The organism is Clostridium sp. KNHs205, assembly GCF_000702945.1.
Taxonomy (GTDB): domain Bacteria; phylum Bacillota; class Clostridia; order Lachnospirales; family Lachnospiraceae; genus Anaerocolumna.
The window spans coordinates 631,935-645,186 of the sequence record NZ_JNLE01000003.1 but is presented as its reverse complement, the minus strand read 5'-3'; the positions used below and the strand labels follow the sequence as shown (position 1 = coordinate 645,186).

Sequence of the window (13,252 nt, the reverse complement as noted above, 5' to 3'; positions counted from 1 at the left end):
CCTGTGTCCACCGTCCTAAAAAAGTCTGCTGCTTGTAAAATTAAGATTGACCCTACACATGCGTCATAGTTTACACTTATTTCAGGAGGTGAAGCTATGACGTATTTTAGTTTATTTTACGAGAATCGGGAACAGGAATATTCAGCAAAAAAACAGTCCGAAAATCAAGTATATTACCGTGCAAAGCAAAAGCTTGAAAAGAAGACTTACTTTGTAGGTGCCAGAATGGTTGTGTCAGAAGAAGTAGCAGAAGCCGGCAGAAATCTGCCCTGCTTTTTCCAGGATCTGAATCTGGAAGCGGTATTTCTTCCTGATAAGGATGAACATCTTACAGAAGAACTAAAGAATTATTACTTTAGTTTTCCGGAAACTCTCTCTGAGATCACTTATCGGCAGGAAATCTATAAAGACCTTGATAATCTGCTGGTCTTACAGGGTCTAACTGCTTTTCGAAACGACTTTACAGAAGCAGAGCGGTTACTTGAATACCGGCACAATTCAGATTCCCAGCTTCAAAAAAGCAAGTATTATATTGATGCTGCCTTACTGCATTATGAGTCTGCCCGCAGGTTATATGATGTTTTAAAGGAACAGGTTAAATCCCGGGCTTTCCTTTCCCTGCTCTCTCATCTTACCGCTTTCCTGAACAGAGACGGTTATAACGATTTCTATATGGAAGCCACCCGTTTAAAGGAAAAGCTGGAAAGTATCCATTTTACCCTAACTATGGCAGGAAATACTGTTAAAGTATATTTTCATGAGAATACAGGAGTTACTGAAGATTTCGGTAGCAACCTTGAGAAGGTGTTCCGTATTCAGGAGCACAGCCGTAATTCCATCCGTCTTTTTAACCAGCCTGGGTTAAATCCTTTTGAAAGTAAACTCATATCACTGGTGGAGAAAGAGTATCCAAAGCTTCGCAAAGAATGCCTGGAATTCACCGCTTCTGACAGACCTCTGACAAATGATATCCTGCAAAGGCTTTACAAAGAATCTGAAGTCTATCTATCCGGACATATGCTTGCTTCCAAATTGCGGGAGAAAGGCTTCTTGTTGGCTTATCCGGAATTCACGGAAACCAGGAGCCTTCACCTGGAAGGAATATGCGATATCGGTCTTGCTCTGGCAGCCGGAAAACACAGGGAGGTTGCTGTGAATGACTTGCTACTGGCGGAGAGTAATAAAGGTGCTTTTATAACGGGAGTAAATCAGGGCGGTAAGACAACATATGCAAGAAGTGTCGGACAGACCGCGTATCTTGCAATGCTTGGTATGCCGGTAATTGCCACAAAGGCTCTGCTGCCACACTTTAACGGTATCCATACTCATTTTACCGTGGAGGAAAATCACCTGGTAAACAACGGTAAATTGCAGGAGGAATTGCACCACTTAAAAGAAATACTTGATAAAGCACCAACCAACTGCCTCTACCTTCTTAACGAAATGTTTTCATCTACAACCGCAGCGGATGCTTTCGATCTGACCAGTCTGCTGCTTCCGAAAATCTTTGCCAAAGCCGGTACCGTACTTTGTGTAACTCATGTTCCGGAACTGGCAAAGCTGCAGGCAGATATGATAAGCTTAATAGCCTCTGCCAGAGAAGAAGATGGCTATGAAAGAACCTATCGAATTCGTCCAGGGGAGGCAGCACTTAGTGCCAGAGCAATTGATATCGCCTTAAAATACTGCCTGTCAGGAACACAGATAAAGGAGCGTATAGCCAATGGAGATTAAACTTATAGCGACTGATAATGACGCCCAGAGACTTAAGACAGACAGCAAACTTCTCCTGCGGGATTTAAAGCTTAATCTGCTTTTAGATATTATTGCAGCTGGCGATGAGGAGTTGCGAAAAATAAGCTGTAAACAGATGATGATGCCTGCCACTCAGAAATCAGAGCTATCAAAACGCCACTCCGTTTTAAGGGACGCAATCAACCATTTTGATTTATTTTATAAAATCTACCAATGGGCTTGTCAGGCCTTAGATAAGATACAGACCTACGATGATTCTACAAAATTAAAATATAATTACATCATTCCGGTACCCAAGAAGATTCTGACTCAGGTTGAAACAGCGTTGGCAGCTCTTGCTTATCTGGAAAATATCAGCGGCAGTCTAAGAAGAGAAAACAAATTTACTTCGGAAGCACTTCTTTCCTTCTGCCGTGAATTTACCGGCTATTACACGGATAACTTTCTTAAGGAGGTGCAAGCTTTCCTTCATTCCTTATCAATCTTAAAGAAAACCGATGCTGTCTCTGTAGGCGCCCATCTTGGTAAGGGGCTTAAAATGTCCGACATGTCACTGCTTCGTATTCTTGATAACGAAGGCTCCTCCGAGGAAAAGAAAGGGTTGTTGTCCTTCGTTCTTAAGTCAGATAAATTCCATGAAATTAAAATCGAGACTACTACCATTGAAAACGAAGTACGGGAAATCATAGATGCCAGTCTTACCTGGATTCTAAAAACGGTAAGTGATTTTAACTATACTGTGAAGCACCAGTTAGAGCAGTTGAAATATCAATTCGGCTTTTATTGCGGTGCTCTGAATCTATATAATTTCCTGAAGGAACGTGGAATTAAGACTTGCTTTCCTGAATTTTCAGAAGGCTCCAAGGTCTTAAAGGTCTCTGAACTGTATGACCTGTTTCTGGTAATAAAGGACCGTTCTGCAGTAGCCAACAGTATTTCCTATGAAGGTGTCAGCAATTATATCATCACGGGAGTAAATCAGGGCGGTAAGACAACCTTTCTCAGAAGCTTCGGTACTGCACAGCTCCTGGCACAAAGTGGTTATTTTACCCCTGCCAGCCAGTATGTCTGCAATATTTATCAGAGTATCTTCACCCATTTTCCAGAGGATGAAGATTCCAGCTTGAAACACGGTTTATTGGAACAGGAATTGTTAAAGCTTCACGACATTGTTAATAGGATAACTCCTGACAGCCTGCTGCTGTTAAATGAGACTTTTGCAACTACTACCGATTACGATGCGGCCTATCTGGCAAAGGAACTCCTTAGCGGTATAGGAGACAGCGGAATTACCTGTCTCTTCGTTACACATAATTATGAGTTCAGTCATAGCCTTTATCGTAAGAAGCAAAGTGAAAATATCTTTTTAAGAGCAGACAGAGAGGAAGGTGGCGACAGATGCTTCCGTTTAATCGAGGGCGAACCCCTTAAGACAGGGCATGCCTTAGATTTGTATCAGGAAGTTATGAAGGAATCTTCTGGCTCCTGACTTAGTTCTTACACTTTATTTTAACAGGTGTAGTTGCTTATTTTAAGAACTGGGTAAAGGAAGCTTCCCATTTTTCCTCTTTTTTTATTTCTTCAATAAGGCTTTCCGTCGTAGTAATCTCCATTTCTATACGATTCAATTTATAGGAAAGCATCATTTTCATATTAAACGGAATTTTATCAAGGTATCTGGAAAGTGAATCCTGGGACTCAGAATGCAGCTTCCTTAATAAGGTCAATCTTTCTTCCGCTCTTAAAAGCGCCTCCCCTTTCGGAAGTGAGCATATATGAAAGATTCCGATTCCAAAGTTACTGGCCTCTGCTTCATAAGAGGCCAGTCCTTCTGCCAAATCCTCTATTAATACCTGCCTTCCTTCTTCCGTAAGATAATATTTTGTTTTAGCGGGATAATTACTTTCCTGCAGGATTTCACCGGTAATGTACCCCTTTTTCTCCAAATTCTTTATAGTAGTGTAAAGGGAAGCAGAAGTCATTGGAAACCAGCTCTGTATTACCTCCATGTCTGAGAGTTTTGTCAGCTCGTAAGGGTTCATGGGTCTTTTATGCAATAACCCCATAACATATTTTGATAATTTAGACAGCATAACAGCTCCTTATAAGTGAAGTGAATTTACTTTTTTGTTTCTTGGTTTTATGTAACATTGCTATTTTAATACTATTTTAATTATTTATTTTCTTTTGTTCTCTCATCTTAATATCAATACTACTCCTCATATAATGAAGTGGAAAGATATCTTTCACCCGTATCTGGTAGCAGCACAACAATACGTTTATCTGTGTTCTCAGGTCTTCCTGCCACAATAGAAGCAGCAAAAGCAGCTGCCCCTGAAGATATTCCTACCAGCAGTCCTTCTTTCCTGGCTAATTTTCTGGAAGCTTCGAAGGCTTCCTCCGTCTTAACCTGAATAATTTCATCAGCTACTTTTGGGTTATATACTTCCGGTATAAAGCTTGGGGCCAGTCCCTGCAGCTTATGAGAGGAGGCTCTGCCAGCAGAAAGAATAGGAGAATCAAAAGGCTCAACAGCTATAACTTTCATCTTCGGATTTCTTAACTTTAATACTTCTCCGACTCCGGTAATGGTTCCTCCGGTTCCAACTCCTCCTACAAAGAAATCAATATTACCTTCTGTATCCCTCCATATTTCCTCCGCCGTAGTCCTTCTATGAATCTCCGGATTAGCAGGATTTTTAAACTGCTGCGGGATGAAAGAATCAGGTATACTTCCTGCCAGCTCTTCCGCTTTACGAATCGCACCGGGCATCCCATCTCCACCTGGGGTCAATATCAGCTCAGCGCCCAGCGCAGTTAACAGCTTACGCCTTTCCACACTGAAAGTCTCAGGCAGGACAATTATAATTCGGTATCCCTTTGCAGCCGCTACAAATGCCAGAGCAATACCCGTATTACCACTGGTGGGCTCAATTATTACCGAACCTTCCTTTAGTACACCCTGTCTTTCAGCTTCTTCAATCATTGCAAGCCCTATACGGTCTTTTACACTTCCTGCCGGATTAAAATACTCAAGCTTTGCAATTACTTCTGTGTGCAATCCGCTGCTGAAATTTCTCAGACGAAGCAGCGGTGTATTGCCTACAAGTTCGGTTAGGTTATCTGCAATAAGTTTCATAATTACACCTCCTAATAAAATGATACAGTCTTAATTCACAGTCTTAATTCATAATTACCTACTTATCGTTTTAACTAATATTTATTACTACTAATATATATTAGTATATTACTATGACAACCCATTATTAGTCAACTATTTATTTGCTGACTAATCAAAGAATTATTTGACCGCTAAATAGAGCTTTATTACAATAAAAAAAGCTTAAAATCTTTTATTGTTTATCTGAAATGATTTTCATCATTCGTAAACCAAAACAAAAGTATTTAAGCTTTTTTCATTATTTTATTTAAATATTTCAGTACTTACAGAATCTCTGCAGCAGTATATTCCAAACGTTCTTTTGCTGCCGCAATTCTGTCTGCTTCATCTTTGGAAATGGTACCGAGTTTTGTCTTTCCAACAGTTTTCTTTAATTCTGCAAGGCTTTCTTTAATCTCCTTCTTTTTGCCTTTGTCCAGTTCCTTTTTTCTGGAAGCAAGGGCAGACTCTGCCTGAAGGATGAGATTTTCTGCTTCATTTCTGATATTCACGGCCTGCCTTCTCTCATCATCACCGGACTCATACTGCGCTGCCTCTCGTATGGCTCTTTCAATTTCATCTTCAGAGAGGTTGGTACTGGCAGTAATAACAATATGCTGCTCCTTGCCGGTATCCATATCTCTTGCGGAAACCTTTAAGATACCGTTGGCATCTATATCAAAAGTAACCTCTATCTGGGGAACCCCACGCATGGCACGCTTTATACCATTCAGCTTAAAATTACCAATCAGCTTATTATCTTTGGCAAACTGCCGCTCTCCCTGAAGTACCTTAATGTCCACCGAAGTCTGAAAGTTTCCGGCTGTGGTGAATACCTGGCTGTATTTCGTGGGAATGGTAGAGTTCCTCTCAATAAGTCTTGTCGCCACTCCTCCCATGGTTTCAATAGATAAGGATAAAGGAGTGACATCTAACAAAAGAATCTCTGACAGTCCTGCTTCTCCTGCCAGCTTTCCTCCTTGGATGGAGGCGCCTAAGGCCACGCATTCATCGGGATTTAGGTTCTTACTGGATTCCATTCCCGTTAACTGCCTGACTTTATTCTGTACCGCAGGAATTCTGGTAGAACCACCTACCAACAGCACCTTGTGTAAATCAGCGGGTTTTAATCCGGCATCATTTAGAGCATTCTGTACGGGTACTGCAGTTCTTTCCACAAGATCATGGGTAAGCTCATCAAACTTTGCACGAGTCAGGTTTATGTCCAAATGTCTGGGACCAGATTTATCTGTAGTAATGAAAGGAAGATTAATATTGGTACTGGTGGCTGCTGACAGCTCTTTCTTCGCCTTTTCCGCCGCTTCCCGCAGACGTCCTAAAGCAACCTTATCTTTTGACAGATCAAGCTTCTCCGCTTTTTTAAACTCCTGTACCAAATAGTCGGTTACCCTTTCATCAAAATCGTCTCCACCCAATCGGTTGTCGCCTGAGGTTGACAGAACCTCAATAACACCTCCGCCTATTTCGATTACAGATACGTCAAAGGTTCCGCCGCCCAGATCATATACCATGATTTTCTGTGCTCCTTCATTATCCAGACCGTAAGCCAATGCTGCAGCCGTAGGTTCATTGATAATACGCAGTACATTTAACCCCGCTATTCTTCCTGCATCTTTGGTGGCTTGTCTTTGTGCATCATTAAAATAAGCCGGAACTGTAATAACTGCCTCTGTAACGGTCTCACCCAGATAACTTTCGGCGTCTTTTTTCAGTTTGCCGAGAATCATGGCAGAAATTTCCTGGGGTGTGTATTTCTTGCCGTCAATATTAACCTTGTAATCCGTGCCCATCTGACGCTTAATGGAAGCTATGGTCCTTTCTCCGTTGGTAACTGCCTGGCGTTTCGCCATATCTCCTACCAGTCTTTCTCCGGTTTTTGAGAAAGCTACCACAGAAGGAGTAGTTCTCTGTCCTTCACCGTTATTTATAACTACCGGTTTTCCTCCTTCTATAACTGCTACACAGCTGTTTGTTGTACCTAAATCAATACCGATTATCTTACCCATTCATGTCCTCCGTGGTTTTGAAATCTATTCTTTTTATTGGTAATTTATTTTTAAATTTTCATGTTTAAGCATTATTATAATTACACTAGTAAAATTGTTCGCATTACTATATTCCTTAAATCATCTGCATCTGACTGTCATATTACCCTTTATGGTGCATTTCTGTCAATTATGGGATTATAAACAAATTATTAAATATTTTATTTATGAAAAGATTGATTTCCTTTAACGGTTAGTAATTTAAAATAATAATAATATGGGTATATGGTAAATAAGATCGAACATACAAAAAATAAGGTAGCTTTACCATATTGACCAGGGTAAAACCACCTTATTTAATTGCTGTACTATTTCGTTATTTTCATTCTTATCATTGCTTTTCTGTTGTCTACTTATGCTTCATATATCAGCTATACTTATCTAATTATTATTTAACTTCTATCTGCTATATTATTTCTTTATCAAGATTATATAGCAGCCTTAAGCTTTTTTATGAAGACTGCGCTTCATGAAGTCTGCAGTAAATCCCTCCGCAAGCCATAAGCTCATCATGGGTGCCAAGTTCCGCAATACCTGTACCCTCCAGTACAACAATAAGGTCTGCATGGCGAATCGTGGAAAGTCTGTGAGCTATAACCAGTGTTGTTCGCTCCTTTGATATCTCATCCAGTGCTGCCTGGATTTCCTGCTCTGTCTTGGTATCAAGTGCAGAAGTTGCTTCATCCAATATCAGAATAGGCGAATTACGCAAAATGGCTCTTGCAATGGAGAGACGCTGCTTCTGTCCGCCGGATAAGCGTACACCACGTTCTCCGATTACTGTGTCATAACCCTCTTCCATTTTCTCGATAAAGTCATGAGCATTTGCAGCTTTAGCAGCCGCCATTACATCCTCTCTGGTGGCTTCTTTCCATCCATAAACAATGTTCTCATATACTGTACCGTTGAATAGGAAGGTATCCTGCAATACCATGGAGATATTATCACGAAGGCTTGAAAGTGTTACATCCCTTATATCCACACCATCAATAACGACTGCTCCAGCCTGGGGATCATAAAATCGATTAATGAGATTAGCAATTGTACTTTTACCAACACCTGTGGTTCCAACCAATGCCACTGTCTGTCCCGCACTGATATTCAGACTGGTTTTTTGAAGCACCGGAATCTCCTCATTGTAGGAGAAGGACAGATCCTTTAATTGAATATCTCCTTTTATCCGGGGAAGTACAGCGGGATTTTTCTTTTCCTTAACATCAGGAACTTCATCAATGACCTCAAAAACTCTGCGGCATCCGGCTCCGGCTTCACCGGCACGTTCCACAAGGCCGGAGAAGCTTTTTACCGGACCGTAGAACATAGATAGGTACATAACAATACCGACAATATCAGCGATGGCAATTTCGCCTTTTCCCAGCAGATGTCCGCCATAAACAACCACGATAACAGTTCCAAGTGCAGTTATAAAAGCCAGAAGAGGGTAAGTAGTCTCAAAGAAGAAGCTGGCCTTAAGATATGCCATACTATGCTTAAGTGAAAGCCCGGATACCTTTTCTTCCTCATGCTTTTGCTGATTGAAGATCTGAATTTCCTTAATACCCGATAAGTTATCCTGCACCGTTCCGGAAAGCTCTCCCCTTACTCTGGAATTCTCTTTCCAAACCGGTGTAACATGATGGCTCTGCCAGACAGTAATTCCCAAAAGTATAGGGATTGTTATAAGACTCATTAATGCCAGCTGCCAGTTAATGTTAAATAGCAGTGCGCCTACACCGATAAAGGTCAGAATATTTACCACAAAATCCGGTATAACATGGGCTAACAGGATTTCTGCATCCATAGCGTCATTTACCACTCTTCCGGTCAGATCACCGGTGCGGCTTTTGTGAAAATAACGAAGGCTCATATGCTGCAGCTTCCTATAGAGCCTTGTACGCAGGTCCGCTACATAATGAAGTGCTGCATAATGGTTCAGATAACCCGATGCAGAGCTTCCCGCTGCCTGCAGCGCTGTGGCTGCTAAAAGGAAGAGTCCGATACGAAGGGCCTCTGCGGCAAAATTACTGCTGCCGTCCGTAGCAAGGCTGGTCAGTTCTCTCAGCGCCCAGGGTGTATAAAATCCGGCAATCGTCGAGATTACCAGTGATATAAATGCGATGATTAAATATAGCCAGTACTTTCTGGCCTCTTTCAAAATACGAAAAGAGGTCTTCATAGTCCTGCCACCTCCAATTCCTCTGTTTCTTCTTTGTTTAAAAGATCATAGGTAAGGCAGACGGGTTTGCCGGTTCTTGGTTCAAGCACAATCTCAGCATCAATGGAAAAAGCTTCTTTTAATACTTCTGGCGTCATTACCTCCTCCGGTGTTCCATGCTTAATGATCTTACCAGATCGAATCGCAATGATATAATCGGAAAAACGTGCTGCAAGATTCAGATCGTGAAGCACCATTGCAATGGTGCAGCCCTGTCTGCGGTTTAAATCATACAACAGCTTTAATACCTCCATCTGGTGAGCCAGATCCAGATAAGTAGTTGGTTCATCTAACAATATTAAGTCCGTCTGCTGTGCAAGAGCCATGGCAATCCATACTCTCTGGCGCTGCCCGCCGGACAGAGTATCTACTTCCCTATGTTCAAATTCTGTAAGCTTTGTTACCTTAAGGGCCCACTGAATGATCTTTTTGTCCTCAGGCATCAGCTTACCGAAACCCTTCTGATGGGGAAATCGTCCGTAAGCCACCAGTTCACTTACGGTAAGGCCGCTTGGAGCTGTAGGGGTCTGGGGCAGTATTGCCATCTTTTTAGCGATTTCTTTTGTTGATAATTTGCGGATATCATCTCCGCTTAAATATACCAGGCCGGTCTTCGGCTTCAGGATACGTCCTACTGCTTTTAATACAGTGGATTTACCGCAGCCGTTAGGTCCAATAATGGAGGTGATCTTTCCGTGTGGAATATTCATATCCAGTGCCTTTACGATAAGGGTATCATCATAGGCTATATCTAATTTTTCTGTGGAAATACTGTTCATATAATCCTCTTTCCTGAAATCCAAACATTAGTTGGAGCTTATCTGTTCCGTTGTTAAAAGAGTTCATTTTATCTTGCAGGAATCTCACCCATAAAGCAGATATAAGTAGTTCTAAATTAAGCTGTTTTTAATATATTCTGGAGACTTCTATTATCTGAAGACTTCTATTACAGCGGCGCTGCATAAAGTCTCATTAATCATTACTGAGGCTAACCAAGACTATCTGATAATGAGAACAGAACTTAGTTTGCTTTAGCCAGCAGATATAAGAAATACGGTGTACTTAGCACCGTAATTACGATACCTGTTGGAACATCCGTACCCAGACTTATGGTTCGGGTTATGGTGTCTGCCAAAAGTACGATAATAGCTCCTGAGAAGCAGGACGCCGGCAGCAAAAGCTTATGATTGGGTCCTACCAGTTTTCTGGCCATATGGGGGCTTATCATTCCCACAAAGAAAAAGTTACCGCCCAGAGAAACACTTCCCGAAGAAAGTGCCACCGCTGCGATGGACAAGCCGAGAAACTCTGCTTTAACCGCAAGGCCAAGTCCCGTTGCTGTCTGGTTGCCAAGATGCAGGGTATTGAGCATTCTGGATTTGTAGAACACATAGATGCAGAGGATCAGAGTCCAGGGTCCAAGAATGGCAAGATACTTCCAGTCATCTCCCCACAGACTTCCCGCACTCCAACGCTGAATAAAGTCCATCTGGTTCTGGTCTAACTTCAGGGTAAGAAGTGTCGTCACAGCACCGTAACCGCTGGAGAGTGCTACACCTGTCAGAATCAGACCTGTCGGGGAAATGTCCTTACCTTTACGGTAAGACAGCAGGTATATCAAAGCTGCTGCCGTCAAACCGCCGATGAAGGCCAGTAAAGGCAGCGTTATAGCTGAATAACTTCCTTTAGAAGCAATAAACACTACAAATAGCAGCACGAAAAGTCCGGAACCGGAGCTGATACCTAATGTACCGGGACTTGCCATATCATTTCGTAATAAACTCTGCATGATACAACCTGAAATTCCCATACCGATTCCTACAAGTACGGCAAGAATTATTCTTGGTAGCCGGAATTCAAATACGATAAGATTCTCCCTATCAGTTCCTTTACCAAGTATTACATTAAGCACCTCCAAAGGGGACAGATTCATCTTACCGGAGTTAATACTGATAACTGCTATGATAAGCATCAGAACAAGCATTATCAGGATGACGTTGATTCCGTGCTTTATGCTAAACCGTTGTTGTTTTCTCATTCAAATTCCCTCCTTTGCTTTCTGGCAAGAAAGAGGAAATAAGGCACTCCTACCACTGCAAAGATAACGCTGATAGGCGTTTCATAAGGTTTGTTTATAAGCCTTCCGGCAAGGTCTGCAAAGACAGTCAGCAAAGCTCCGTATAATCCGGAGGCAGGTATAATATAACGGTAGTCTACACCTACCATATAACGGACAATGTGAGGTGTAATCAGTCCTACAAAGCCTACCGGACCTACTACAATTACAGAAAGTCCTGTCAGAACCAGTACGATTATGGTTGATATTCCCTTTACCAACCCAGTCTTTAGACCAAGCCCCATTGCCACATCTTCCCCCAGACTCAATACCGTAACAGAGGGCGACAATGCAAGGGAGGCTAGTACAGCTGCAACGAAAAATGGTGCAACCACCGCAAGCTCACTCCATTTGGCGCCTGCCGTACCTCCCGCAGTCCAGTAAGCAAGAGCTTGTCCCAATTTGTAACGAATTGATATGTACTGGCTAAAAGCACCGAAGAGCATGGATATGGAGATACCTGCAAGGACCAGACGCTGAGGTGTCATTCCCCTTCTTCCAAATGATGCGATGAAATATGTCATACTGGTAGCCAGAGCTGCTCCCAGGCAGGAAAATAGCATGACCTGTCCGTAAGTTCTGCTGGGCAGAAAAGCCATACATAAAGCCATAGCAAAGGTAGCGCCACTGCTGATACCCATAAGCCCTGAATCGGCTAACGGATTTCTGGTAGTACCTTGCATTAAAGCTCCACAGATAGCAAGGCTGCAGCCAACTATGATATCTGCTACTGTTCTTGGGAATCGCAGGGTACGAATTATCTGATGTTCGGTTATATTAGGGTCAAAACGGAAAACCGCCTCCCATGCGGTGGCTAAACGCATATTGGCGGCGCCGAAGGAAATCGACGACGCCGTCATGAATACCAGTAATCCTAACCCTGCCAGCATAATCAGCGCAAAATTTGCAGAACCTTTACGCTGCTGCTTTGTGTGGGAATGTTCCATTGTTGCAATCCTTTCTTTTTCTATTTCTTAATACTCTCCGGAAGCACCTTTGAAACCGCTTCCAATAGGAGCAATCCGGGATAATATCATTCCAATTATTATTACTAAGATATACCTGACACGGGTTGCCAGTTTTATGTTAGATACTTCTAACTCGTTGGTAATCTTAGCATGATTTATTTTTACTGTCAATCTTTAGGTCTGGTTCATGGCAGAACTTAAAAAATGATAAAGTTATCTATACTCCCTTGTTTACTATAATTTCAGATAATTTAATGTTACCAGTTCGGAGTTGTTTTATCACATTTTGGATTATATCCTTATTGCTATGTTATATGGCAGTACACTTCCTATTTATATCCGGGAATATCATAATGAGTTGCATTTTTATACTTTAGAAGAATTTATCCAGTCATTTTACTTCTTACTGGTCTGTTTCAAACATATAATGAACAAATAGCCCTAAGGATATTACTATCATGCCAGACCAAGAATTTTACACTTTCCGAGAATACTTTCGAAATGAGCATGAAGATCTCTCCCCTTCAGCGGAAGATTATTTAGAAATGATATACCGTCTGGCAAAGGATAGCGGATATACCAGAGCCGGTGATCTGGCTCAGGCATTAAATGTACAGCCCCCCTCTGTTACCAGTATGGTTAAGAAACTTGCGGAAATGCATTTTATTAAATATGAAAAATATGGAGTTATAACCCTTGAACCTTCCGGTAAAATCAGAGGAAAGGCTCTTTTACTGCGCCATAATCTGGTAGAGGAATTCCTGAGATTTCTGAATATTAAGGACGGCTTGTTGGACGAGACGGAAAAGATCGAGCATACACTGAACGAAGAAATACTTTGCGGAATTCAGGATTTATTGGACTTCTTTCAGAGCAGACCAGAGTTGTTAGTTGATTACAGGCAATTTCAGGCTAAGCAGCATGAACGCTAAATTACCACCTTAACAACACAACACCTTTCTACAACTAAAT

The 13,252-nt window shown here is 41.8% G+C and carries 11 protein-coding genes; 3 read left to right on the top strand and 8 right to left on the bottom strand.

What is annotated here, in order from left to right:
• The first annotated feature begins 96 nt into the window (after nt 1-96).
• Nucleotides 97-1,734: a hypothetical protein gene (locus tag BR73_RS0102810; protein WP_033164316.1), complete on the top strand. Its 1,638-nt coding sequence runs from the start codon at nt 97-99 to the stop codon at nt 1,732-1,734.
• Nucleotides 1,724-3,244, top strand: coding sequence for a hypothetical protein (locus tag BR73_RS27045; protein ID WP_051684917.1), 1,521 nt, complete (start codon nt 1,724-1,726; stop codon nt 3,242-3,244). Before BR73_RS0102810 ends, BR73_RS27045 begins: the two co-directional genes overlap by 11 nt.
• A 37-nt stretch (nt 3,245-3,281) precedes the next feature.
• On the opposite strand, the gene BR73_RS0102800 is transcribed toward BR73_RS27045, so the two are convergent.
• From BR73_RS0102800 to BR73_RS28600, 8 genes are all read right to left on the bottom strand, one after another.
• The gene (locus BR73_RS0102800) at nt 3,282-3,848 is read right to left on the bottom strand and encodes a PadR family transcriptional regulator (RefSeq protein WP_033164315.1); all 567 of its coding nucleotides are present in this window, start codon (nt 3,846-3,848) and stop codon (nt 3,282-3,284) included.
• Between the two features lie 119 nt (nt 3,849-3,967).
• Nucleotides 3,968-4,894, bottom strand: a complete 927-nt coding sequence (gene cysK / locus BR73_RS0102795) for a cysteine synthase A (protein WP_033164314.1) — start codon at nt 4,892-4,894, stop codon at nt 3,968-3,970.
• A 305-nt stretch (nt 4,895-5,199) separates the two neighbouring features.
• Entirely contained in the window at nt 5,200-6,942 is a 1,743-nt protein-coding gene (gene dnaK / locus BR73_RS0102790) for a molecular chaperone DnaK (protein WP_033164313.1), read from the bottom strand.
• Between the two features lie 490 nt (nt 6,943-7,432).
• Nucleotides 7,433-9,157, bottom strand: coding sequence for an ABC transporter ATP-binding protein (locus BR73_RS0102785; protein WP_033164312.1), 1,725 nt, complete (start codon nt 9,155-9,157; stop codon nt 7,433-7,435).
• Nucleotides 9,154-9,975, bottom strand: a complete 822-nt coding sequence (locus tag BR73_RS0102780) for an ABC transporter ATP-binding protein (protein ID WP_033164311.1) — start codon at nt 9,973-9,975, stop codon at nt 9,154-9,156. Before BR73_RS0102780 ends, BR73_RS0102785 begins: the two co-directional genes overlap by 4 nt.
• 242 nt (nt 9,976-10,217) lie before the next feature.
• On the bottom strand, nt 10,218-11,234 hold the full coding sequence (locus tag BR73_RS0102775) for an iron ABC transporter permease (RefSeq protein WP_033164310.1): 1,017 nt from the start codon (nt 11,232-11,234) through the stop codon (nt 10,218-10,220).
• Nucleotides 11,231-12,259, bottom strand: coding sequence for an iron ABC transporter permease (locus tag BR73_RS0102770; protein ID WP_033164309.1), 1,029 nt, complete (start codon nt 12,257-12,259; stop codon nt 11,231-11,233). Before BR73_RS0102770 ends, BR73_RS0102775 begins: the two co-directional genes overlap by 4 nt.
• 27 nt (nt 12,260-12,286) lie before the next feature.
• Nucleotides 12,287-12,451: a hypothetical protein gene (locus tag BR73_RS28600; RefSeq protein ID WP_156034573.1), complete on the bottom strand. Its 165-nt coding sequence runs from the start codon at nt 12,449-12,451 to the stop codon at nt 12,287-12,289.
• 287 nt (nt 12,452-12,738) lie between these two features.
• Here BR73_RS28600 and BR73_RS0102765 point away from each other — a divergent pair, with 287 nt between their 5' ends.
• Nucleotides 12,739-13,212: an iron dependent repressor, metal binding and dimerization domain protein gene (locus BR73_RS0102765; protein WP_033164308.1), complete on the top strand. Its 474-nt coding sequence runs from the start codon at nt 12,739-12,741 to the stop codon at nt 13,210-13,212.
• Nucleotides 13,213-13,252: the final 40 nt, after the last annotated feature.